We start from the raw sequence: 23425 nt of genomic DNA on the forward strand, positions 1-23425 counted from the left end.
TTTTGTTTGCCTTTGTTCTTGAGGGAAAGTCCAGGCTGGGTCTCGCCGAGAGCCATGGCCGATACTGGACGGGTTATGGAAACCGTCATCCTTGCTGTAGTCATCGCCGTGGTCGTGCTCGGTGCGCTCGGCGGGCTCGTCGTCGGCAGCCGGCGCAAGAAGTCGCTGCCCCCGCCGCCCCCCGTCGCGCCCGACATCACCGCCCCTCCGGCCGAGCCGCACGTCGGCGACGAGGCCGAGACGCCGCGCGACGAACCGCGCCGGACGATAGAGGAGGTGGATCTTCCGGACGGCTCGGCGCCCGTGGCCGTCGAGGAACCGCCCGCCCTCGAAGTCCCCGAGATCGAGGTCCCCGAGCCGACCGCAGGCCGGCTCGTCCGCCTCCGTGCCCGCCTCTCCCGCTCCCAGAACGCGCTCGGCAAGGGGCTGCTCGCGCTCCTGTCCCGGGAGCACCTCGACGACGACACCTGGGAGGAGATCGAGGACATCCTGCTCACCGCCGACGTCGGTGTGGCCCCGACCCAGGAGCTCGTCGACGGCCTGCGCGAGCGGGTGAAGGTGCTGGGCACCCGCACCCCCGAGGAACTGCGCGGCCTCCTGAAGGAGGAGCTCCTCAAGCTGGTCGGCACCGACGTCGACCGCACCGTGAAGACCGAGCCCGAGGACCGCAAGCCCGGCATCGTGATGGTCGTCGGGGTCAACGGCACCGGCAAGACCACCACCACCGGCAAGCTCGCCCGGGTCCTGGTGGCCGACGGCAACAGCGTCGTGCTGGGCGCCGCGGACACCTTCCGGGCCGCCGCCGCCGACCAGCTGCAGACCTGGGGCGAACGGGTCGGCGCCCACACCGTGCGCGGGCCCGAGGGCGGCGACCCCGCCTCCGTCGCCTTCGACGCGGTGAAGGAGGGCAAGGAGCTGGGCTCCGACGTCGTCCTCATCGACACCGCGGGCCGCCTCCACACCAAGACCGGCCTGATGGACGAGCTCGGCAAGGTCAAGCGCGTCGTGGAGAAGCAGGCCCCGCTGGACGAGATCCTGCTCGTCCTCGACGCCACGACCGGGCAGAACGGCCTGGTGCAGGCCCGGGTGTTCGCCGAGGTCGTCGACATCACCGGCATCGTCCTGACCAAGCTGGACGGCACGGCCAAGGGCGGCATCGTGGTCGCGGTCCAGCGCGAACTGGGCGTGCCCGTCAAGCTGATCGGCCTCGGCGAGGGCGCGGACGACCTGGCGCCGTTCGAGCCGGAGGCGTTCGTGGATGCACTTATCGGAGAGTGACCCCTGCCACCTACCAACTCTGGTACGTCGTCCGGCGAGAAGAAGCGCCCGCCTCCCAAGGTGCAGTTGGGAGCGGGCGCTTCGCTGTGTACGCCTTCGCGGATACGGCTATGCGCGCGACCGGTGTGCCACGTAGGCCAGCGTCCCCAGCAGCAGTCGGGCCGCCGGTGGCTTCGTCGCCGAGTCCAGGGCGGGCTGGCGCAGCCAGCGGACCGGGCCGCGGCCGCCGCGGTCGGACGGGGGAGCCGTGATGTACGTGCCCGGGCCCAGGCCGCGCAGATCGAGGGAGGTCGGGTCGTCCCAGCCCATCCGGTAGAGCAGCTCGGGGAGTTCGGTGGCGGCGCCGGGGGCGACGAAGAAGTGGGCGCGGCCCTCGGGGGTGGCGGTGACCGGGCCGACCGGGAGGCCCATGCGCTCCAGGCGGACCAGCGCGCGGCGGCCGGCCGGTTCGGCGACCTCGATGACGTCGAACGCGCGGCCGACCGCAAGCATGACCGACGCGCCGGGGAACTCGCCCCAGGTCTTGGTCACTTCGTCGAGGGTGGCGCCGGCCTGCACCTGGGGCGCGAACTCCAGGGGGTGCGCCCCCGGTTCACCACAATCCGTCCGTCCGCAGGAACAGGCGCCGCCCGCGGCCCGTGCCCCCGCCACCACGTCCCAGCCCCACAGGCCGGTGAACTCGGCGACGGCGGTGCACTCGGAGGAGCGGCCGCCGCGCCTGCGCGTGCCGGAGCGGATCTCCCGGATGCCGCCGATCGTGAAGCCCATGCCCCCTCCAACGGGTCCGACGCGTCGGTGGTTACGACGCGGATGCGGAACGTGACGCTGTGTTCCCGACTTCCCGGCCCCGCTCGGTCCAGGCGGCGCTCGGAAGTACCCCGGGTGGTGAGCTCGGTAACGCGCGCCCCTGAGTGCACCGCTCCGCCTACTCCCGGTCGTCCTATGTCAAGTGAATCGCGTGCGGGCGACCGTGAGTTCATTCGAAGGGGTGGCGAATGGTGGCGTTTCCGGGATCGCCATGGCTGGACCCGTGATCGTAGGATTACTTTGAGTGCACGAGTCCTGGGGGCACATGCACTCGTGGGTATGCCGGAGGCAACTCGGCTTTCCGTTCGAAGGATGAGAAGTACCGGACGGGCAGACCTATTTACCGGCATTCTGATAGGGCTTGGCGCACTCAGCGACAAGTGGTCTCAGGGATGGGGGCGTTCCAGTGAGCGGCAACGGCGGAAGCGGGACGACCGCGACCAGCACGGAGAAGCGCCCGAACGAACTGCTCACGTCCTGGTTCGTGCGCAGCGGCTGGTCGAAGGGCGAACTCGCCCGCCAAGTCAACCGGCGGGCACGCCAGTTGGGCGCCAACCACATCTCCACGGACACCTCCCGGGTGCGCCGCTGGCTGGACGGCGAGAATCCCCGCGAGCCCATTCCCAGGATCCTGTCCGAGCTGTTCTCCGAGCGCTTCGGCTGTGTGGTCTCCGTCGAGGACCTCGGCCTGCGCGCGGCACGCCAGTCACCGTCCGTGTCCGGCGTCGACCTGCCCTGGACGGGCCCGCAGACGGTGGCCCTGCTCAGCGAGTTCTCGCGCAGCGACCTGATGCTGGCGCGGCGCGGCTTCCTCGGGACCTCGCTGGTCCTGTCCGCGGGTCCGTCCCTCATCGAACCGATGCAGCGCTGGCTGGTGCCCTCGCCCCAGGCCGCCCAGCCGGAGCCCGAGCCCGCCGACGCGAGCCGCCGCGTCGGCCGCCTCTCCAAGCCCGAGCTGGACCTCCTGGAGTCGACCACGGTGATGTTCCGCCAGTGGGACGCCCAGTGCGGCGGCGGCCTGCGCCGCAAGGCGGTCGTCGGCCAGCTGCACGAGGTGACCGACCTCCTCCAGGAACCCCAGCCCGAGTCCACCACCCGCAAGCTCTTCAAGGTCGCCGCCGAGCTGGCCGAGCTGGCCGGCTGGATGTCGTACGACGTCGGACTCCAGCCCACCGCCCAGAAGTACTTCGTGCTCGCCCTGCACGCGGCCAAGGAGGCCGGCGACAAGCCGCTCGGCTCGTACGTGCTGTCCAGCATGAGCCGCCAGATGATCCACCTCGGCCGGCCGGACGACGCCCTGGAACTGATCCACCTCGCGCAGTACGGCAGCCGGGACTGCGCGAGCCCGCGCACCCAGTCGATGCTGTATGCGATGGAGGCCCGCGCCTACGCCAACATGGGGCAGCCCGGCAAGTGCAAGCGCGCCGTCCGGATGGCCGAGGACACCTTCGCCGACGTCGAGGAGTGGGACGACCCGGATCCGGACTGGATCCGCTTCTTCTCCGAGGCCGAGCTGCACGGCGAGAACAGCCACTCCTTCCGCGACCTCGCCTATGTCGCGGGCCGCAGCCCGACATACGCCTCGCTGGCCCAGCCCGTCATGGAGCGGGCCGTCGACCTGTTCGCCAAGGACCCCGAGCACCAGCGGTCGTACGCACTGAACCTGATCGGGATGGCCACCGTGCACCTGCTCCAGCGCGAGCCGGAGCAGAGCGCGGTGCTGGCCGGGCAGGCCATGTACATCGCCAAGAAGGTCCGCTCCGAGCGCGTGAACACTCGTATTCGAAAGACCGTCGACACGGCGGTGCGCGACTTCGGGGGCCTCGCCGAGGTCGTCGACCTCACCGAGAAGCTCGCCCTGGAGCTGCCGGAGACCGCCGAGGCCGTCTGAGAAACCGCCGTATCCCCAGAGCCCCGGCCGCGGCCGGCCTTCCCGAACAGCCCGACTCGGCTCCCCCGTGCCAGGTCATCGGAAGGCCGTCCGCGGCCGGATCCTTTCCTTCTCGGAAGGTTGCGCGACGATAACGATCGACGTGGCCGACATCCGGCAGTTCATCGAGGCGTAACACACGGGGCGCCTTCGTCACTGCGGCGAAACAACGAGGGGCTTCCACCGAAACCGCGCTGCGCCAATCTCATGGCGCATAACCGGCCCACCCCTCATGCCCGCTCAAGGCTTCGCCCGCACGGGGCCGTACCAATGACGAGGAGACGCCGATGGCCCCAGCCATCTCGCTCGCCGCAGAAGCTCCCAAGCTGTCTGCCGCCAACACGGGCTTCATGCTCATCTGTTCCGCCCTGGTGCTGCTCATGACCCCGGGCCTGGCCTTCTTCTACGGAGGCATGGTCCGCGTCAAGAGCACCCTGAACATGCTGATGATGAGCTTCATCAGCATCGGGATCGTCACCATCCTCTGGGTGCTCTACGGCTTCTCGCTTGCCTTCGGCTCCAGCAACGGCTTCATCGGCTTCAACTCCGACTGGCTGGGCCTCAGCAACGTCGGCCTGACGGAGCTCTGGGACGGCTACACCATCCCGATCTTCGTCTTCATGGTCTTCCAGATGATGTTCGCGGTCATCACGCCGGCCCTGATAAGCGGCGCCATCGCCGACCGCGTCAAGTTCTCCGCCTGGTCGCTGTTCGTCGCGCTGTGGCTGACGGTCGTCTACGTCCCGGTCGCCCACTGGGTCTGGGGTGCCGACGGCTGGGCCTTCAAGCTCGGTGTGATCGACTTCGCCGGTGGTACCGCGGTCCACATCAACGCCGGTGCCGGCGCCCTCGGCGTCATCCTGGTCATCGGCAAGCGCGTCGGCTTCAAGAAGGACCCGATGCGTCCGCACAGCCTGCCGCTGGTCATGCTCGGCGCCGGTCTGCTGTGGTTCGGCTGGTTCGGCTTCAACGCCGGCTCGTGGCTCGGCAACGACGACGGCGTCGGCGCGCTGATGTTCGTCAACACGCAGGTCGCCACCGCCGCCGCCATGCTGGCCTGGCTCGCCTACGAGAAGATCCGGCACGGCGCGTTCACCACGCTGGGCGCCGCCTCCGGTGCGGTCGCCGGTCTGGTCGCGATCACCCCGTCCGGTGGTGCGGTCTCCCCGCTCGGCGCGATCGCCGTCGGCGCCATCGCCGGTGTCGCCTGCGCCGCGGCCGTCGGACTGAAGTACAAGTTCGGCTACGACGATTCCCTGGACGTCGTCGGTGTCCACATGATCGGCGGTATCGCGGGCTCCCTGCTCATCGGCTTCTTCGCCACCGGCAAGGGCCAGTCCACCGCGACCGGCGTCTTCTACGGCGACCACTCCTTCACCCAGCTGTGGAAGCAGTTCGCCGGTGTCGGCGCGGTCCTCGGCTACTCCCTGGTCGCCTCCGCGGTCCTCGCCTTCCTCCTCGACAAGACCATCGGCATGCGGGTCACCGAGGACGAAGAGGTCTCGGGCATCGACCAGGCCGAGCACGCCGAGACCGCATACGACTTCAGCGGTGCCGGCGGCGGCTCCGCCAAGGTCGCCGTGGCCGCTGAGGCCGAGAGCAAGAAGGTGGACGCATGAAGCTCATCACCGCCGTCGTCAAGCCGCACCGGCTCGACGAGATCAAGGAGGCCCTCCAGGCCTTCGGAGTCCACGGCCTGACGGTCACCGAAGCGAGCGGCTACGGTCGTCAGCGGGGCCACACCGAGGTCTACCGCGGTGCCGAGTACACCGTCGACCTGGTCCCGAAGATCCGCATCGAGGTCCTCGCCGAGGACGACGACGCCGAGCAGCTGATCGACGTCATCGTCAAGGCGGCCCGAACCGGCAAGATCGGTGACGGCAAGGTCTGGTCCCTGCCGGTCGAGACGGCCGTCCGGGTGCGGACCGGCGAGCGCGGACCCGACGCGCTCTGACAGAAGAAGAACAGGAGCTGCTGGGTGTCGAGTACGGACGTGCGTAACGAAGCAGAGGACTCGGGACCCAGCGGCTATGCGGCGGCCCGGCTGCGCCTCCTCACCGAGGGGGTGCAGTCCGGGCCGCCGCGCCGTAAGGCGCTGTCGGAGCTGACGGACGACTGGCTCACCGGCCTCTTCGCCGCCGGCAGCGAGGAGCTGCGCGGGGTCTCCCTGGTCGCCGTCGGCGGCTACGGCCGCGGCGAGCTGTCCCCGCGCAGCGACCTGGACCTGCTGCTCCTCCACGACGGCGGTGAGCCCAAGGCGGTCGCCGCGCTGGCCGACCGCATCTGGTACCCCGTGTGGGACCTGGGCCTCGCCCTCGACCACTCCGTGCGCACCCCGGGGGAGGCGCGCAAGACCGCCGCCGAGGACCTGAAGGTCCAGCTCGGCCTCCTGGACGCCCGCCACATCGCCGGCGACCTGGGCCTGACGGCCGGACTGCGCACCGCCGTCCTCGCCGACTGGCGCAACCAGGCGCCCAGGCGCCTGCCCGAACTCCAGGAACTGTGCTCCGAACGCGCCGAGCGCCAGGGCGAGTTGCAGTACCTCCTCGAACCCGACCTCAAGGAGGCCCGCGGCGGCCTGCGCGACGCCACCACCCTGCGCGCCGTCGCCGCCTCCTGGCTGGCCGACGCCCCGCGCGAGGGCCTCGACGACGCCCGGCGCCGGCTCCTCGACGTCCGGGACGCCCTGCACCTGGCCACGGGCCGCGCGACCGACCGGCTCGCGCTCCAGGAGCAGGACCAGGTAGCCGCCGAGCTCGGCCTGCTGGACGCGGACACGCTGCTGCGCCAGGTCTACGAGTCGGCGCGGGTCATCTCGTACGCCAGTGACGTCACCTGGCGCGAGGTGGGGCGCGTGCTCAGGTCGCGTGCCGTGCGGCCGCGGCTGCGCGCCATGCTGGGCGGCGGGAAACCCGTCGCCGAGAGGTCCCCGCTGGCCGAGGGCGTGGTCGAGCAGGACGGCGAGGTGGTGCTCGCCCGCGCCGCGCGCCCCGAGCGTGACCCGGTGCTGCCGCTGCGCGCCGCGGCCGCCGCCGCACAGGCCGGCCTCCCGCTCTCCCTGCACGCCGTACGGCGCATGGCGTCCATCACGCGCCCCCTGCCCGCGCCCTGGCCCGCAGAGGCCCGCGAACAGCTCGTCACCCTGCTCGGCTCGGGCCACCCCACCATCGAGGTGTGGGAGGCGCTGGAGGCGGAGGGCCTGATCACGCAGCTGCTGCCCGACTGGGAGCGGGTCCGCTGCCGGCCGCAGCGCAACGCCGTGCACATCTGGACCGTCGACCGGCACCTCATCGAAACGGCCGTCCGCGCCTCCGAGTTCACCCGCCGCGTGCACCGCCCCGACCTGCTCCTGGTCGCCGCGCTGCTGCACGACATCGGCAAGGGCTGGCCCGGCGACCACTCGGTGGCCGGCGAGATCATCGCCAAGGACGTCGCCGCCCGCATCGGCTTCGACCGCGAGGACGTCGCCGTACTCGCGACTCTGGTACGACATCACCTGCTGCTGATCGACACGGCCACCCGCCGTGACCTGGAGGACCCGGCCACCGTGCGCTCGGTCGCCGAGGCCGTCGGGACGCAGTCCACCCTTGAGCTGCTGCACGCGCTGACCGAGGCCGACGCGCTGGCCACCGGACCGGCCGCCTGGTCGTCCTGGCGCGGTTCGCTCGTCGCCGACCTGGTCAAGCGGGTCGGGGCCGTGCTCGCCGGGGACGTGCCCGAGGAGCCCGAGGCCGCGGCGCCCACCGCCGAGCAGGAGCGGCTCGCCATCGAGGCGATCGCCACCGGCAGCCCGGTGCTGTCCCTGCGCGCCCAGACCGAGCCGCCGGCCGAGGACCAGCCCTCCGGCGACCCCGAACCGCTGGGCGTGGAGCTGCTCATCGCCGTACCGGACCAGCCGGGCGTGCTGCCCGCGGTCGCCGGCGTGCTCGCCGTGCACCGGCTCACCGTGCGCACCGCGGAACTGCGCGCCCTGGACCTGCCGGACGGCGTCGAGGGCGCTGTGCTGCTCCTCGACTGGCGGGTCGCCGCCGAGTACGGCTCACTGCCGCAGGCCGCCCGGCTGCGCGCCGACCTCGTACGGGCCCTGGACGGCTCCCTGGACATCGCGGGCCGGCTCGCCGAGCGGGACGCCGCCTATCCGCGCCGTCGTGGCGTCGTGGCGCCGCCGCCGCGGGTGACCGTCGCCTCGGCCGCGTCCCGTCTTGCCACGGTCATCGAGGTGCGCGCCCAGGACGGCCCGGGGCTGCTGCACCGGATCGGACGGGCGCTGGACGACGCCAAGGTGCGGGTGCGCAGCATGCACGTGTCCACGCTGGGCGCGAACGCCGTGGACGCCTTCTACGTGACCGGACCCGAGGGCGCGCCCCTGCCCGGCGAGGAGGCGGCGTCCGTGGCGCGCAAGCTGGAGGAGACCCTCAGGGGATGACGGACGCGGGATCCCGGTGTCGTACCGACCCGGGATACCCTTGAAGACGCCCATACTGCCCCCGACTCCCGAGGACCGACGCCGCCGTGTTCGACACTCTCTCCGATCGCCTCTCAGCGACCTTCAAGAATCTGCGCGGCAAGGGGCGTCTGAGCGAGGCGGACATCGACGCCACCGCGCGCGAGATCCGTATCGCGCTGCTCGAAGCGGACGTGGCCCTGCCCGTCGTGCGGGCGTTCATCAAGAACGTCAAGGAGCGTGCCCTCGGTGCCGAGGTCTCGGGCTCGCGTTACCCGGCCCAGCGGGTCCTCGACATCGTCAACGAAGAGCTGGTCACCGTCCTCGGCGGACAGACCCGGCGCCTGCGCTTCGCCAAGCAGCCGCCGACCGTGATCATGCTCGCGGGTCTCCAGGGTGCCGGTAAGACCACCCTCGCGGGCAAGCTCGCCAAGCACCTCAAGGGCGAGGGCCACTCGCCGCTCCTGGTCGCCGCCGACCTCCAGCGCCCGAACGCGGTCACCCAGCTGAGCGTGGTCGCCGAGCGCGCGGGCGTGGCCGTCTTCGCCCCGGAGCCGGGCAACGGCGTGGGCGACCCGGTCAAGGTCGCCAAGGACTCGATCCAGCACGCCAGGACCAAGGTCCACGACATCGTCATCGTCGACACCGCCGGCCGGCTCGGCATCGACCAGGAGATGATGCAGCAGGCCGCGGACATCCGGGACGCGGTCTCGCCGGACGAGATCCTCTTCGTCGTCGACGCGATGATCGGGCAGGACGCCGTCAACACGGCGGAGGCCTTCCGTGACGGCGTCGGCTTCGACGGTGTGGTCCTCTCCAAGCTCGACGGCGACGCCCGCGGTGGTGCGGCCCTGTCGATCGCCTCGGTCACCGGCAAGCCGATCATGTTCGCGTCGAACGGCGAGAAGCTCGACGACTTCGACGTCTTCCACCCGGACCGGATGGCCTCCCGCATCCTCGACATGGGTGACCTGGCCACCCTGTTCGAGAAGGCGCAGAAGGAGTTCAGCGAGGAAGAGGCCGCCAAGATGGCCTCCAAGCTCGCCTCCAAGAAGGGCCAGGACTTCACCCTCGACGACTTCCTGGCCCAGATGGAGCAGGTCAGGAAGATGGGCTCCATCTCGAAGCTCCTCGGGATGATGCCCGGCATGGGCCAGATCAAGGAGCAGATCAACAACATCGACGAGCGGGACGTCGACCGCACCGCCGCGATCATCAAGTCGATGACCCCGGCCGAGCGCGCCGACGCCACGATCATCAACGGCTCCCGTCGCGCCCGTATCGCCAAGGGCTCCGGTGTCGAGGTCAGCGCGGTCAAGAACCTGGTCGAGCGGTTCTTCGAGGCCCGCAAGATGATGTCCCGGATGGCCCAGGGCGGCGGCATGCCCGGCATGCCGGGGGTCCCGGGCATGGGCGGCGGCCCCGGCCGCTCCAAGAAGCAGCCGAAGCAGGCCAAGGGCAAGCAGCGCTCCGGCAACCCGATGAAGCGCAAGCAGCAGGAGGCCGAGGAGGCCGCACGCCGCGCCGCCGGGCCCCAGGGCGGCGCCCCGGGCGGCGCCTTCGGCCTGCCGGGCCAGCAGGGCGGCCAGGACTTCGAGCTGCCCGACGAGTTCAAGAAGTTCATGGGCTGACGGCTCATCTCCTACGACGCCGGGGGCGCCCTTCACCAAGGGCGCCCCCGGCGTCGTACATCCGCATGCCTGTGCGGCCTTCCTGTCGTAACGTCCCGATATGAGCAACCCCGCGCCGCCACGCAAGTCGCCCGACCAGCCCTGGCGCACCGAGGGCACCCCGGAGGAGCCGCCGAAGCCGCCGCCGGGTGGGCGGAAGATGCGCGGCGGCTGGTGGAGTCTCATCCTGACCGCGCTGGTCGTGTACCTGATCGCCAACCTGGTGCTGTCGTTCTTCAACGAGGGCGACGAGCCGACCATCTCGTACACGGAGTTCAGCAAGCAGGTCGACGCGGGCAACGTCACCAAGATCTACGCCAAGGGCGACGCGATCCAGGGCCAGCTCAAGAAGGAGCAGGACAACCCGGACGGCGGCGGGAAGTACACCAAGTTCAACACCCAGCGCCCGTCCTTCGCGGACGACCAGCTCTGGGAGGACCTGACCAAGCACAACGTCACCGTCACGGCCGAGCCGGTCGTCCAGCACCGCAGCTTCCTGGCCAACCTGCTGATCTCGCTGGCGCCGATGCTGTTGCTGGTCGTGCTGTGGGTGTTCATCGCGCGGCGGATGAGCTCGGGTCTGGGCGGCGCGGGCGGCATGCTCGGGCGCAAGGCGCCGCCCAGGCCGGTGGAGCTGGAGCCGGGGCAGACCCGGACGACCTTCGAGGACGTGGCCGGCATCGACGAGGTCGAGGGCGAGCTCAACGACGTCGTCGACTTCCTGAAGAACCCGGACGCCTATCGCAGGATGGGCGCGAAGATGCCCCGGGGCGTGCTGCTCGCGGGCCCGCCCGGCACCGGCAAGACCCTGCTCGCGCGGGCGGTCGCGGGGGAGGCGGGGGTGCCGTTCTTCTCGGCCTCGGCGTCCGAGTTCATCGAGATGATCGTCGGCGTGGGTGCTTCACGCGTGCGGGAGCTGTTCGCCGAGGCGCGCAAGGTGGCCCCGTCGATCATCTTCATCGACGAGATCGACACCATCGGCCGGGCCCGCGGCGGCGGTTCGGGCATGGGCGGGCACGACGAGCGCGAGCAGACCCTCAACCAGATCCTCACCGAGATGGACGGCTTCTCGGGCTCGGAGGGCGTCATCGTCATCGCGGCCACCAACCGCGCCGACGTCCTCGACCCGGCCCTCACCCGCCCCGGCCGCTTCGACCGCGTCGTCATGGTCTCGCCCCCGGACCGCGGCGGCCGCGAGGCCATCCTGCAGATCCACACCCGCGAGATCCCCCTTGCGGAGAACGTCGACCTCGCCCAGGTCGCCCGCACCACCCCGGGCATGACCGGCGCGGAACTCGCCAACCTCGCCAACGAGGCCGCCCTCCTCGCCGTCAAGCGCAAGCAGGAGCAGGTCACCCAGACCGACCTCTCGGAGGCGCTGGAGAAGGTCCAACTGGGCGCGGAACGGCCCCTGGTGATGCCCGAGGAGGAGCGCCGCCGCACCGCGTACCACGAGAGCGGGCACGCCCTCCTCGGCATGCTCCAGCCCGGCGCCGACCCCGTCCGCAAGATCACCATCGTGCCGCGCGGCCGCGCCCTCGGCGTCACGCTCTCGACGCCGGAGTCCGACAAGTACGCGTACACCGAGGAGTACCTGCGCGGTCGGATCATCGGCGCGCTCGGCGGCATGGCGGCGGAACAGGTCGTCTACGGGGTGATCACCACCGGCGCCGAGAACGACCTCGAACAGGTCACCAACATCGCGCGCGGCATGGTCGCCCGCTGGGGCATGAGCGAGCGCGTCGGCCGCCTCTCCGCCCTCCCGAACGACGCCCAGCAGGCGTACGGCCTGGCCGCCGCCCCGCAGACCCTCGACGTCATCGACGGCGAGATGCGCCGCATCGTCGACGAGTGCTACGACGAGGCCCGCCGCAAGCTCGTCGACCACCGCGGCCAACTGGACGCACTGGCCCAGGCGTTGCTGGAACGGGAGACCCTGGAGGAGGCGGACGCGTACCGCATCGCCGGGATCACCCGCCTGACGAAGGAGAGCGGCGGCACCTAGGGCGTGCGTGCGATCAGGTAGCGGAACACGTTCGGCATCCACACCGTGCCGTCCGGGCGCAGATACGGGTGCAGGGCCTCCGTCAGCTCCTTGTCCACCTGGGTCTGGTCGGTCGCCGCGACCGCCGCGTCGAACAGGCCCGTCGACAGCAGCCCGCGCACCGCGCTCTCCATGCCGGCGTAGCCGAAGGGGCAGCCGACCCGGCCCGAGCCGTCGGGCTTCAGTCCGGCCCGCTGGGCCACCTCCTCCAGGTCGTCGCGAAGGGCGGGGCGCCAACTGCCGGTGCTGCGCTGGGGGTCCCCCCAGATCGAGAGAAGTCGAGAGCTAGGGGGAGGATCCGCCAGCCTGGTGGCCACCCGCAGCACGGACGACGTGGTGCAACGTTCCGGCGGACCCCAGCCGGCGAGCACCACGGGCGCCCCGCGCTCGGCGAGCGGTGCCGCTGCCCGCAGCAGCCCGCCGAGCCCCTCCGAGTCGCCCGCCAGACACCCGATCGGCTCGAAAGCCGTCACCAGGGTGTACGCGGGCGTCTCCGCGTCGCCCGCGGACGCCAGGTCGGCGGGCCAACCGTCGACGATCCGGGTGTCGGCACGCGCGCGTGCGTCCCACGCGTCCGGGAGCAGCCGCTCGCGCGCGAGGGCGAGCCGCTGGGGGGAGGAGTGGTCGACACCGGTGACCGCCGCGCCTCTCGAGGCCGCCATCAGCAGGGCCAGCCCGGAGCCGCAGCCGATGCCCAGCATCCGGGTGCCGCGGCCCACTTCGAGTCGCTCGTAGACGGCCTCGTAGAGCGGCACCAGCATCCGCTCCTGGATCTCGGACCAGTCACGCGCGCGTGCACACAGATCCACACGGGGTGCCTCGTCCGCGTGTGCTGGGTGCTGCCGCACGAGCGTAGGTGTCATCAAAGCGCCCCAATCCGCCGTGAGTTGCCGCTGTGCCCGTTTCCGTAGCCCCCGTGACGTGCGCTCGCACTCCCCCCGTATGCCAGGTAACTCCGCACTCGACCGCTCGTCCAGGGGTTGTGGGTCCCGGCTTGCGGGTTGCCCGTACGGGAAAAAAAGAATTCACATCGGCGCAACGTGGGCCCGTAACATCCCGTCATGGCAAAGGCACCCGTACTCACATCCCGGGCGGACGACTTCCCGCGCTGGTACCAGGATCTGATCAACAAGGCCGAGCTGGCCGACAACGGTCCGGTGCGCGGCACCATGGTCATCCGACCGTACGGATACGGGCTGTGGGAGCGGATGCAGGCCGAGATGGACGCCCGGATCAAGGCCACGGGCACGCAGAACGCGTACTTCCCGCTGCTGATCCCGCAGTCGTACTTCGCCAAGGAGGCCGACCACGTCGAGGGCTTCGCGCCCGAGCTGGCCGTGGTCACCCACGGCGGCGGCAAGGAGCTGGAGGAGCCCGCGGTCGTCCGCCCCACCTCCGAGATGATCATCAACGACTACTTCTCGAAGTGGGTGCAGAGCTACCGCGACCTGCCCCTGAAGATCAACCAGTGGGCGAACGTGGTCCGCTGGGAGCTGCGCCCCCGTCTCTTCCTGCGCACCACGGAGTTCCTGTGGCAGGAGGGCCACACGGCGCACGCGAGCTACGAGGAGGCGCGCGACTTCGCCGCGCACATCCAGCGCGACGTCTACGGGGAGTTCGTCGAGAACGTCCTCGCCATGGACTTCGTGGCCGGCCGCAAGACGGTCAAGGAGCGCTTCGCGGGCGCCATCAACACCCTCACGCTGGAAAGCATGATGGGCGACGGCAAGGCCCTCCAGATGGTCACCAGCCACGAGCTGGGCCAGAACTTCGCCAAGGCCTTCAACACCCGGTACCTGTCCAGGGAGGGCAAGCAGGAACTCGTCTGGCAGACCTCCTGGGGTTCGACCACCCGCATGATCGGCGCCCTGGTGATGACTCACGGAGATGACAAAGGCCTGCGCGTCCCGCCGCGGCTCGCGCAGATCCAGGTCGTCGTCCTGGCGATCAAGGGCGACGAGCCGGTTCTGGCCAAGGTCCGCGAAATCGGCGACCGGCTGACGGCGGCGGGCCTCCGCGTCCATGTCGACGACCGCACCGACACCCCCTTCGGCCGCCGCGCGGTCGACTGGGAACTCAAGGGCGTGCCGGTACGTGTCGAGGTCGGACCCCGCGACCTGGAGAACGGCACGGCGATGCTGGCCCGCCGGATCCCGGGAGGCAAGGAGCCGGTCGCGATCGACACGCTCGTACGACTGCTGCCCGCGATGCTCGAAGAGGACCAGGCGCTGCTCCTGGCCCAGTCCCGCGAGCGCCGGGAGTCGCGAACGGCCGACGTGTCGACGATCGAGGAGGCCGTCGAGGCGGTCGCCGCCGGCGGTTGGGCCCGCATCCCGTGGGCCGACCTCGGCGAAGAGGGCGAGGCCCGGCTGGCCGAGCACGCGGTGACCGTACGGTGTCTGGTCGCTTCCGACGGGTCGGTGCCGGACTCCGAGGACGCACCCGGTAACGTCGCGGTCGTCGCGCGCGCTTACTGAGGTAGCGGGCTTCCGCCGCGAGAGCGACCGAAACGCCCCTTGCGCACCTGCGGATCACAGCCGCACCGGCGCGTGGACATCCGCTACGCGCCGGTGCGTACGTCAGGCTACGTACCGGCTTGGTACGAGCTGTGAGGCTTCTCCGCAGATCAGCGCACCCGTACTCGTCTCCACGCATCAGCGGCAACTGACGGGTACGTGCAAATTATTTGGGATGGCCCGGAATAGGAACACAGCGGCACCCCCGCTCGTTGTCATTACGTGAGCACGACACAGACACCACCTGTTCTCGCCGCAGAGCTGGCAGAGGCGTGGGCCGATATTCAGCGGTACCACCCCGAGCTGCCTGACCTTGCCGCGCCAGAGTCCCTGATCGGGGAGTCGTCGTCCGCGTGCGGTCACGAACTCTCCTTCGAGCGACTGCTCCATGAGGCAGTCCACGGCATCGCCGCGGCACGCGGCGTGCGCGACACGTCCCGCGCCGGCCGGTACCACAACCGCAGATTCCTCGCGATCGCCGAGGAGCTGGGCCTGGACCACCCCGAGGAACCGCATCCCAGCAGCGGCTTCTCGCTGGTCACGCTCAACCCCGAGGCCAAGCGCCGCTACCGCCCCACCATGGAGCGGCTGCAGCGCGCCCTCAAGGCCCACACGGCGGCCACCTCCGCGGACACTCCGAAGAGCTTCCGGGGCCCGGCGGCCCGGCACGGCTCCTCGGGCGGCGGGGTGCGCGTGAAGGCGGTCTGCGACTGCGGTCGTAACGTCCGGGTCGTCCCCTCGGTGCTGGCCCAGGCGCCGATCGTCTGCGGGGGCTGCGGGAAGCCCTTCCAGATCCCGGAGGTCGTCGGGGCGGCCTAGCCGCGCGGGGGCTCGGAGACCGGCATCTCGTGGCTGCCGGTATCAGCCGCCCCGGGGCGCCGGGCCGCGCAGCGTCGTTACGGCGACTGCGGTGCCCGGCGCCCCTTAGGCATGCCCCGGCGCCCGTACCCCCGCCCTCGGCCGGAAGTGACCCGCAGGGTGTGGCACAATGGCTAGCTGTACTCGACAGCCGCACAGGACCCCTCTCTCCTCCGGCTGACGCGTCCATCGGGCACTCGGGTACCGCAACCCCACGCGGCAATCTCGCCGTGCCCAACCACGTCAAAACCAGGAGAACCCACTCCCGTGGCAGTCAAGATCAAGCTGAAGCGTCTGGGCAAGATCCGTTCGCCTCACTACCGCATCGTCGTCGCCGACTCCCGCACCCGCCGTGACGGCCGTGCGATCGAGGAGATCGGCAAGTACCACCCGACCTACAACCCGTCGGTCATCGAGGTGGACGCCGACCGCGTCGCGTACTGGCTGGGTGTCGGCGCTCAGCCGACCGAGCCCGTCCTCGCCATTCTGAAGAAGACCGGCGACTGGCAGAAGTTCAAGGGCGAGCCCGCCCCGGCTCCGCTGCTGGTCGCCGAGCCGAAGAAGGCGCGCCCGTCGTTCGAGGCCCTCGGTGGCGACGACGCGGGCAAGGGTGAGGCGATCACCCAGAAGAAGAAGGCGGAGAAGAAGGACGAGGCTGCCGCCGAGTCCGAGTCGGCCGAGGCCTGAGCATGCTCGAGGAGGCTCTCGAGCACCTCGTGAAGGGCATCGTCGACAACCCTGACGATGTGCAGGTCGCGTCCCGCAACCTGCGCCGCGGACGCGTGCTCGAGGTCCGGGTCCACCCCGACGACCTCGGCAAGGTGATCGGCCGCAACGGCCGCACCGCACGCGCTCTGCGCACCGTCGTGGGCGCCATCGGCGGCCGCGGTGTCCGCGTCGACCTGGTCGACGTCGACCACGTCCGCTGACGCCGAACGCAGCACCGGCTCGGGCCGGGGAGGGCCACTGGGCCGTCCCCGGCCCGTAGTCGTATCTACAGGAGAGCAAGCACAGTGCAGCTGGTAGTCGCTCGTATCGGCCGTGCCCATGGGATCAAGGGCGAGGTCACCGTCGAGGTCCGCACCGACGAGCCGGAGCTCAGGCTCGGGCCCGGGGCCGTACTGGCCACCGATCCGGCTTCGGCCGGCCCGCTCACCATCGAGGCGGGCCGCGTCCACAGCGGTCGTCTCCTTCTCCGCTTCGAGGGCGTCAGGGACCGCACCGGCGCCGAGGCCCTGCGTAACCTCCTCCTGATCGCCGAGGTCGACCCGGAGGAGCTGCCCGAAGAGGAGGACGAGTACTACGACCACCAGCTGATGGACCTGGACGTGGTCACCGCGGACGGTGTAGAGGTCGGCCGGATCACCGAGATCTCACACCTGCCCTCGCAGGACCTCTTCATCGTCGAGCGGCCCGACGGGAGCGAGGTGATGATCCCCTTCGTCGAGGAGATCGTCACCGAGATCGACCTGGAGGAGCAGCGGGCGGTCATCAAGCCTCCGCCCGGGCTGATCGACGACCAGGCGGAGATCGTCTCCTCGCGGGAAGAGTCGTAAGAGATGCGCCTCGACGTCGTCACGATCTTCCCCGAGTACCTGGAACCCCTGAACGTCTCCCTCGTCGGCAAGGCACGCGCGCGTGGACAGCTCGACGTCCATGTGCACGACCTGCGCGCGTGGACGTACGACCGCCACAACACCGTCGACGACACCCCCTACGGCGGCGGCCCCGGCATGGTCATGAAGACCGACCCCTGGGGCGACGCCCTGGACTCGGCCCTCGCCGACGGCTACGAGACGGGCTCCCGCGCGCCCGCGCTGATCGTCCCCACGCCCAGCGGACGCCCCTTCACCCAGGAACTCGCCGTCGAGCTCTCCGAGCGCCCCTGGCTGATCTTCACGCCCGCGCGCTACGAGGGCATCGACCGCCGGGTCGTCGACGAGTACGCGACCCGTATGCCGGTGTACGAGGTGTCCATCGGCGACTACGTCCTCGCCGGCGGCGAGGCGGCCGTACTGGTGGTCACGGAGGCCGTGGCCCGCCTGCTCCCCGGCGTCCTCGGCAACGCCGAGTCGCACCGCGACGACTCGTTCGCGCCCGGCGCCATGGCCAACCTCCTGGAAGGGCCCGTCTACACCAAGCCTCCGGAGTGGCGCGGCCGCGGCATTCCGGACGTGCTGCTCAGCGGCCACCACGGCAAGATCGCCCGCTGGCGCCGCGACGAGGCCCTCAGGCGTACGACGGCCAACCGGCCCGACCTCATCGAGCGCTGCGACCCCAAGGTCTTCGACAAGAAGGACCGCGAGATGCTCTCCATCCTGGGCTGGGCCCCGGATCCGGAGGGTGAGCCGTACGGCCGATTTTGGCGCAGGCCAGAGGGCGTGGAAGAATAGACCGCTGTTGTGCGTCGTCCGGCGTGCGCCCCTGCCACAGGGGGACACGACGCCCGCCCCGACCCGGACAGCATCCTCTGAAAACCTAGTTCCCGCCTATGACCTGTGGCATGGGCGAAGAAAGCAGACGAAATGTCTCACCTGCTCGACTCCGTCGACGCCGCGTCGCTGCGCAGCGACGTCCCGGCCTTCCGCCCGGGTGACACCGTCAACGTCCACGTCCGCGTCATCGAGGGCAACCGCTCCCGTGTGCAGCAGTTCAAGGGCGTTGTGATCCGCCGCCAGGGCGCCGGTGTCCGCGAGACCTTCACGGTCCGCAAGGTCTCCTTCTCCGTCGGCGTCGAGCGCACCTTCCCGGTGCACACCCCGATCGTCGAGAAGATCGAGCTCGTCACCCGCGGTGACGTGCGTCGCGCCAAGCTCTACTACCTGCGTGAGCTGCGCGGTAAGGCCGCGAAGATCAAGGAGAAGCGCGACAGCTGAGCTCGCGCCGGTGGTCACAGCGGGGCCGGATAGCATCTGGCCCCGATGGACACCGAAGCACAGCAGACGGAGCGCGACCGCTCCTCCCGCCCTGAACCAGTGGCTGTGGAGGACCGGTCGCGTTTCGCGTTGGTGGCGCGGATCACCGACTGGCTGCCGGGCGGGTGGATCACCCTGAACCTGCTGGTCTGCCTGGTGTTTTTGCTGCTCCTCAACGCTTTCGTGGTGCAACCCTTCCAGATTCCCAGCGGATCCATGGAAAAGGGATTGAGGATCGGCGACCGCGTTCTCGTAAATAAGTTGGCGTACCGTTTCGGTGCCCAGCCGCGGCGGGGAGATGTCGTTGTGTTCGACGGCACCGGCTACTTCGGGAACGCCGACTACATCAAGCGCGTCGTGGGTGTGGGGGGAGACCGCGTGGTCTGCTGTGACAAGGAGGGGAGGATCGAGGTGAACGGGCGGTCGGTCGACGAGTCGACTTTCCTGTACCCCGGGGACACTCCGTCCACGGTGCCGTTCCGCGTCGTGGTGCCCGAGGGCACCCTCTTCGTCCTCGGCGACCACCGCAGCGTCTCCAGCGACTCCCGCGACCATCTGGGCTCGCCCGGCGGCGGCATGATCCCGCTCTCCGACGTGATCGGACGGGCCGACTGGATCGTCTGGCCGGCCGCCCACCTCACGCGTCTGCACCGCCCGAGCGCCTACGCGCGCGTGCCCGCCGCGGACGGTGCGCATGGGTAACCGCGGCAAGCCGCGCGGCGCGGCGCCCAGCAGCCCCTTCGGCACCGAGAACCTGCTGCCCACCGGCTCCCGGCGGGCCGGCGGCGGTACGGGTTCCAGCGGCGGCGGCGGCGGTGTCGGCGGTGGCGGCCGTAGCCGCGCGGAGCGGCGCAAGCTCCAGCGCAAGGTCAAGCGAAAGCGCAGGCGCAGCGCGGTCAGGGAGATACCCCTCCTGGTCGGCGTCGCCGTACTCATAGCCCTGGTCCTGAAGACCTTCCTCGTCCAGGCGTTCGTGATCCCGTCCGGCTCGATGGAGCAGACGATCCGGATCGGCGACCGGGTCCTGGTCGACAAGTTCACGCCGTGGTTCGGCTCCGAGCCCAAGCGCGGTGACGTCGTCGTCTTCAAGGACCCCGGCGGCTGGCTCGCGGACGAGCAGACCACGACGACCGGCAGCGACCCCATCGTGGTCAAGCAGGTCAAGGAGGGGCTGACCTTCATCGGCCTGCTGCCGTCCAACAACGAGAAGGACCTCATCAAGCGGGTCATCGGTGTCGGCGGTGACCGCGTCAAGTGCTGTGACGCGCAAGGGCGCGTCACCGTCAACGGCGTACCGCTGACCGAGGGCGACTACCTCTATCCCGGAAACGCCCCGTCCACCCAGGAGTTCGACATCACCGTCCCGAAGGGGCGGTTGTGGGTGATGGGCGACCACCGGGGCAACTCCGCGGACTCCCGCGCCCACATGAACACCGCCTACGGAGGCACGGTGTCACTGGACTCCGTGGTGGGGCGGGCGAAGGTCATCGCGTGGCCGATGGGCCACTGGACCTCCCTGGCGGAACCTAAAACTTTCTCCTCCGTTTCCAACTCGGTGTCGGGGACGACCGCGTCCCCGCAGCTGTCGCATAGGGTTGCTCCCGACGATCTGAACACAGCGATCCAACTCCCGACCCCTGCGGAACTCCCGCTCGTTATGGGAGTGGTGGGCCTGCGTCGTAGGTGGGGCAGGCAGCGGCACAGAGTGAGGAGTTGGCGTGGGGGATGTGGCGGTTGGCGCACGGTCCGGACACGACGGCGAGGAGCACCGCGGGCAGCCCGGTCAAGGGATGTCGGCAGCCGTCCCGGCCGCGGACAGCGCCGTGACCTCCGGGAGTGACTCCGCGGCGGGCGACGACGGTACGCCGCGCGACACGCAGACCAGGTCGGACGGCCAGGGGCCGGGCGACTCGGCGCCCAGGCCGAAGAAGCAGCGCTCCTTCTGGAAGGAGCTGCCCATCCTCATCGGCATCGCGCTCGTCCTCGCGCTGCTGATCAAGACGTTCCTGGTGCAGGCGTTCTCGATCCCGTCGGACTCGATGCAGAACACCCTCCAGCAGGGCGACCGCGTTCTCGTCGACAAGCTCACCCCCTGGTTCGGCTCCAAGCCCGAGCGCGGCGAGGTCGTCGTCTTCCACGACCCCGACAACTGGCTGGCGGGCGAGCCCACGGCGAACCCGAACGCGTTCCAGAAGGTCCTCAGCTGGATCGGCCTGATGCCGTCCGCCGAGGAGAAGGACCTCATCAAGCGCGTCATCGGCGTCGGTGGCGACACGGTCTCCTGCAAGGGCAGCGGCCCGCTGAAGGTCAACGGCCATCCGCTCAACGACACGTCGTTCGTCTACGCCGGCAACACCCCGTGCAGCGTGGACGACCAGGGCGGCCAGTTCACGGTGAAGGTCCCCAAGGGTTACATCTGGGTCATGGGCGACCACCGGCAGAACTCCCGCGACTCCCGCTACAACCAGAGCGACAAGAACCACGGCATGGTCCCGGTCGACAAGGTCGTCGGACGCGCCATCGTCATCGCCTGGCCGATCAACCGCTGGGACACCCTGCCGATCCCGGACACCTTCGACCAGCCCGGCCTCGGCAAGCAGGCCTCGGCGGCCGGCGCCCTGACGGCCGCGCCGAACGCGCTCGCCCTCACCGGTGTCGTACCGGTGGCGCTGTGGCGGCGCAGGAAGATCGCGGCGGCCGAGACGCGCTGAGCGGGGTCCCGCACCCCGCCTTGGTGAAACCCTGGTGGAGCTGTGACCTCGGCGGCCCGTGAGGGGCTGACCGGGTCAGGTACCGCCGGGTAGGGTGCGGACCCATGGGTGGCGAGAGCACGACGCGTACGGCCCCGCGCAGCGGCGGCAAGAGCACGGGCCCGGTGGGCAGCAAGGCCGGACAGCGACTGTCCGGCATCGCGGTCGCACTGGGCATTGTGCTGTTCCTCGGAGGGTTCGCCTGGGGAGCGGTGGTGTACCGGCCGTACACCGTGCCGACCACCTCGATGACACCGACGATCGACGCCGGCGACCGGGTGCTGGCGCAGCGCGTCGACGGCAGCGAGATACGCCGCGGCGACGTCGTCGTCTTCACCGACAAGACCTGGGTGACCAACGCGCCCGTGGTCAAGCGTGTGGTCGCGGTCGGCGGCGACACCGTCTCCTGCTGCACCGACGGCAAGCTGACCGTCAACGGCAAGCAGATCGACGAGGGCTACCTCAAGGGCAGCGCGGTCGAGGACAAGAAGATCCCGACCGTGAAGGTCCCCAAGGGCCGCCTCTTCCTCCTCGGCGACGAGCGCCAGGGCTCCCTGGACTCCTCCGCCCACCTGAGCGACGCGGCCCAGGGCACGGTCGCCGAGTCCGCGGTGACGGCCCGCGTGGACGCCGTGGTGTGGCCCATGAAGGGCATGCTGGAGCGCCCCACGGGCTTCGAGACCCTGGGCGCGCTCTCGACGCCGGGCCCGCTGCGCATCATCGTCACGCTGATCGTCGCCGGCGCCGTCCTCGTCCTCGGCGGTGGCGCGTACGGCCCGATCGCCAAGCGGCTGGGCAACCGCCGCGCCCGCACCCGGACGGAGCCCGTGGGTGCCCGCTGACCAGGCGGACGGCCACGAGAACGGGCTGCGCAAGGTCGCCCGGGTCGTACTGCTCGACCCCGAGGACCGCATCCTGCTCCTGCACGGCCACGAACCGGACGATCCGACGGACGACTGGTGGTTCACCCCGGGCGGCGGCGTCGAGGGCGACGAGACGCGTGAGCAGGCCGCGGTACGGGAACTCGCCGAGGAGACGGGCATCACCGAGGTCGAGCTCGGCCCCGTGCTGTGGCGCCGTACGTGCTCCTTCCCGTTCGCCGGCCGCCGCTGGGACCAGGACGAGTGGTACTACCTGGCCCGGACGCCGCACACGTCCGACGCGTTGCCCGGGGCCAGAGGGCTGACGGAGCTGGAGCGGCGCAGCGTCGCCGGAGCGCGCTGGTGGACGTGTGCGGAACTGACCCGGGCACATGAGACGGTGTATCCGACCAGACTCGCCGAGCTGCTCCGCAGGCTGCTCGACGAAGGTCCCCCGGCCGGCCCTGAAACCCTCGACACGGAAATCGTCTAGAGGCTCACGGGACTGGCGCACAATGGTGGGATCGCACGGCTGAAGGGGAACATGCCATGAGCGCCGAGGACCTCGAGAAGTACGAGACCGAGATGGAGCTGAAGCTCTACCGGGAGTACCGCGATGTCGTCGGTCTGTTCAAATACGTGATCGAGACCGAGCGGCGCTTCTACCTGACCAACGACTACGAGATGCAGGTGCACTCAGTCCAGGGCGAGGTGTTCTTCGAGGTGTCGATGGCGGACGCCTGGGTCTGGGACATGTACCGGCCGGCTCGCTTTGTGAAGCAGGTGCGGGTGCTCACGTTCAAGGACGTGAACATCGAGGAGCTGAACAAGAGTGACCTGGAGCTGCCGGGCAGCTGAGGCCCTGCGTCGGGTCGGTCGCTTGCGCTCCCTCGTGTGGGTGACGGGGTTTTCCACAACCGCCGAGTAGTGCACCAAGATCCACTTCTTGGGGCGGGGTGCGTGACGGTTGGCGCCGGAGGTGGTGCCGACATGAACGCACGAAGCGCACTCGGCAAGTACGGAGAAGACCTCGCCGTCCGGCGGCTGACCGAGGCCGGGATGACGGTGCTGGAGCGCAACTGGCGCTGTGGCAGGTCGGGGGAGATCGACGTCGTGGCCCGGGACGGGGACGTCCTGGTGATCTGCGAGGTCAAGACCCGCAGGGGCGGCGGCTACGAACATCCGATGGCTGCGGTGACCCCGGAAAAAGCGGCTCGGCTGCGGGATCTCGCCGAACGCTGGATCCAGACCCATGGCGGAGCCCCACCCGGCGGCGTCCGCATCGACCTGGTGGGCGTCCTCCTCCCCGACCGCGGCGCACCCGTGGTCGAGCACGCGCGGGGGGTGGCCTGA

23 protein-coding genes are annotated in these 23425 nt (G+C 70.3%); 21 read left to right on the plus strand and 2 right to left on the minus strand.

Going from position 1 to position 23425, the window contains the following annotated elements:
- The first annotated feature begins 75 nt into the window (after positions 1 to 75).
- Entirely contained in the window at positions 76 to 1278 is a 1203-nt protein-coding gene (gene ftsY / locus ACQEWB_RS34920; protein ID WP_432838171.1) for a signal recognition particle-docking protein FtsY, read from the plus strand.
- A 108-nt stretch (positions 1279 to 1386) separates the two neighbouring features.
- On the opposite strand, the gene ACQEWB_RS34925 is transcribed toward ftsY, so the two are convergent.
- Positions 1387 to 2046 carry a bifunctional DNA primase/polymerase gene (locus tag ACQEWB_RS34925; RefSeq protein WP_432838173.1) on the minus strand — a complete coding sequence of 220 codons (660 nt, stop codon included), beginning with the start codon at positions 2044 to 2046 and terminating at the stop codon, positions 1387 to 1389.
- 445 nt (positions 2047 to 2491) lie between these two features.
- Between ACQEWB_RS34925 and nsdA the strand changes: the two genes are divergently transcribed.
- The 6 genes from nsdA (at position 2492) to ftsH (ending at position 12134) form a co-directional block, all read left to right on the plus strand.
- The gene (nsdA, locus tag ACQEWB_RS34930; protein ID WP_432838175.1) at positions 2492 to 3976 is read left to right on the plus strand and encodes a transcriptional repressor NsdA; all 1485 of its coding nucleotides are present in this window, start codon (positions 2492 to 2494) and stop codon (positions 3974 to 3976) included.
- Between the two features lie 326 nt (positions 3977 to 4302).
- Positions 4303 to 5634 carry an ammonium transporter gene (locus tag ACQEWB_RS34935; protein ID WP_432838177.1) on the plus strand — a complete coding sequence of 444 codons (1332 nt, stop codon included), beginning with the start codon at positions 4303 to 4305 and terminating at the stop codon, positions 5632 to 5634.
- Entirely contained in the window at positions 5631 to 5969 is a 339-nt protein-coding gene (locus tag ACQEWB_RS34940) for a P-II family nitrogen regulator (RefSeq protein WP_003997576.1), read from the plus strand. The genes ACQEWB_RS34935 and ACQEWB_RS34940 overlap by 4 nt, the downstream gene beginning before the upstream one ends.
- A gap of 24 nt (positions 5970 to 5993) precedes the next feature.
- Positions 5994 to 8441 carry a [protein-PII] uridylyltransferase gene (locus ACQEWB_RS34945; protein WP_432838180.1) on the plus strand — a complete coding sequence of 816 codons (2448 nt, stop codon included), beginning with the start codon at positions 5994 to 5996 and terminating at the stop codon, positions 8439 to 8441.
- Positions 8442 to 8527: 86 nt separating this feature from the next.
- Positions 8528 to 10090: a signal recognition particle protein gene (gene ffh / locus ACQEWB_RS34950; protein WP_432838182.1), complete on the plus strand. Its 1563-nt coding sequence runs from the start codon at positions 8528 to 8530 to the stop codon at positions 10088 to 10090.
- 100 nt (positions 10091 to 10190) lie between these two features.
- Entirely contained in the window at positions 10191 to 12134 is a 1944-nt protein-coding gene (gene ftsH, locus ACQEWB_RS34955) for an ATP-dependent zinc metalloprotease FtsH (RefSeq protein WP_432838184.1), read from the plus strand.
- On the opposite strand, the gene ACQEWB_RS34960 is transcribed toward ftsH, so the two are convergent.
- Complete coding sequence (locus ACQEWB_RS34960; RefSeq protein WP_432838186.1) at positions 12131 to 13036, minus strand: SAM-dependent methyltransferase; 906 nt, start codon at positions 13034 to 13036, stop codon at positions 12131 to 12133. The genes ftsH and ACQEWB_RS34960 overlap by 4 nt on opposite strands.
- A 198-nt stretch (positions 13037 to 13234) precedes the next feature.
- Here ACQEWB_RS34960 and proS point away from each other — a divergent pair, with 198 nt between their 5' ends.
- From proS to ACQEWB_RS35030, 14 genes are all read left to right on the plus strand, one after another.
- Positions 13235 to 14650 carry a proline--tRNA ligase gene (gene proS / locus ACQEWB_RS34965; RefSeq protein ID WP_432838188.1) on the plus strand — a complete coding sequence of 472 codons (1416 nt, stop codon included), beginning with the start codon at positions 13235 to 13237 and terminating at the stop codon, positions 14648 to 14650.
- Between the two features lie 261 nt (positions 14651 to 14911).
- On the plus strand, positions 14912 to 15508 hold the full coding sequence (locus ACQEWB_RS34970; RefSeq protein ID WP_432838190.1) for a hypothetical protein: 597 nt from the start codon (positions 14912 to 14914) through the stop codon (positions 15506 to 15508).
- A 306-nt stretch (positions 15509 to 15814) separates the two neighbouring features.
- Positions 15815 to 16234: a 30S ribosomal protein S16 gene (rpsP, locus tag ACQEWB_RS34975; protein WP_274243681.1), complete on the plus strand. Its 420-nt coding sequence runs from the start codon at positions 15815 to 15817 to the stop codon at positions 16232 to 16234.
- Positions 16235 to 16236: 2 nt separating this feature from the next.
- The gene (locus ACQEWB_RS34980; RefSeq protein WP_003973401.1) at positions 16237 to 16476 is read left to right on the plus strand and encodes an RNA-binding protein; all 240 of its coding nucleotides are present in this window, start codon (positions 16237 to 16239) and stop codon (positions 16474 to 16476) included.
- 84 nt (positions 16477 to 16560) lie between these two features.
- On the plus strand, positions 16561 to 17103 hold the full coding sequence (rimM, locus tag ACQEWB_RS34985) for a ribosome maturation factor RimM (protein WP_432838193.1): 543 nt from the start codon (positions 16561 to 16563) through the stop codon (positions 17101 to 17103).
- Between the two features lie 3 nt (positions 17104 to 17106).
- Positions 17107 to 17940 carry a tRNA (guanosine(37)-N1)-methyltransferase TrmD gene (trmD, locus tag ACQEWB_RS34990; protein ID WP_432838195.1) on the plus strand — a complete coding sequence of 278 codons (834 nt, stop codon included), beginning with the start codon at positions 17107 to 17109 and terminating at the stop codon, positions 17938 to 17940.
- 132 nt (positions 17941 to 18072) lie between these two features.
- Positions 18073 to 18423, plus strand: coding sequence for a 50S ribosomal protein L19 (gene rplS, locus ACQEWB_RS34995; protein WP_003973398.1), 351 nt, complete (start codon positions 18073 to 18075; stop codon positions 18421 to 18423).
- A gap of 45 nt (positions 18424 to 18468) precedes the next feature.
- Positions 18469 to 19164 (plus strand): signal peptidase I, encoded by a 696-nt coding sequence (gene lepB / locus ACQEWB_RS35000; protein ID WP_432838198.1) that lies wholly within the window; start codon positions 18469 to 18471, stop codon positions 19162 to 19164.
- On the plus strand, positions 19157 to 20302 hold the full coding sequence (gene lepB, locus ACQEWB_RS35005) for a signal peptidase I (RefSeq protein ID WP_432838200.1): 1146 nt from the start codon (positions 19157 to 19159) through the stop codon (positions 20300 to 20302). The genes lepB (ACQEWB_RS35000) and lepB (ACQEWB_RS35005) overlap by 8 nt, the downstream gene beginning before the upstream one ends.
- Positions 20253 to 21173, plus strand: a complete 921-nt coding sequence (lepB, locus tag ACQEWB_RS35010; RefSeq protein WP_432838202.1) for a signal peptidase I — start codon at positions 20253 to 20255, stop codon at positions 21171 to 21173. The genes lepB (ACQEWB_RS35005) and lepB (ACQEWB_RS35010) overlap by 50 nt, the downstream gene beginning before the upstream one ends.
- Positions 21174 to 21277: 104 nt before the next feature.
- Positions 21278 to 22054 carry a signal peptidase I gene (gene lepB / locus ACQEWB_RS35015; protein WP_432838204.1) on the plus strand — a complete coding sequence of 259 codons (777 nt, stop codon included), beginning with the start codon at positions 21278 to 21280 and terminating at the stop codon, positions 22052 to 22054.
- On the plus strand, positions 22044 to 22565 hold the full coding sequence (locus ACQEWB_RS35020; RefSeq protein WP_432838206.1) for an NUDIX hydrolase: 522 nt from the start codon (positions 22044 to 22046) through the stop codon (positions 22563 to 22565). Before lepB (ACQEWB_RS35015) ends, ACQEWB_RS35020 begins: the two co-directional genes overlap by 11 nt.
- Before the next feature lie 56 nt (positions 22566 to 22621).
- Positions 22622 to 22930, plus strand: a complete 309-nt coding sequence (locus ACQEWB_RS35025; RefSeq protein ID WP_005311352.1) for a DUF2469 domain-containing protein — start codon at positions 22622 to 22624, stop codon at positions 22928 to 22930.
- 132 nt (positions 22931 to 23062) lie between these two features.
- Complete coding sequence (locus tag ACQEWB_RS35030) at positions 23063 to 23425, plus strand: YraN family protein (RefSeq protein WP_432838209.1); 363 nt, start codon at positions 23063 to 23065, stop codon at positions 23423 to 23425.

Origin of the sequence: Streptomyces sp. CA-249302, from assembly GCF_050936785.1 — a bacterium.
GTDB lineage: Bacteria > Actinomycetota > Actinomycetes > Streptomycetales > Streptomycetaceae > Streptomyces.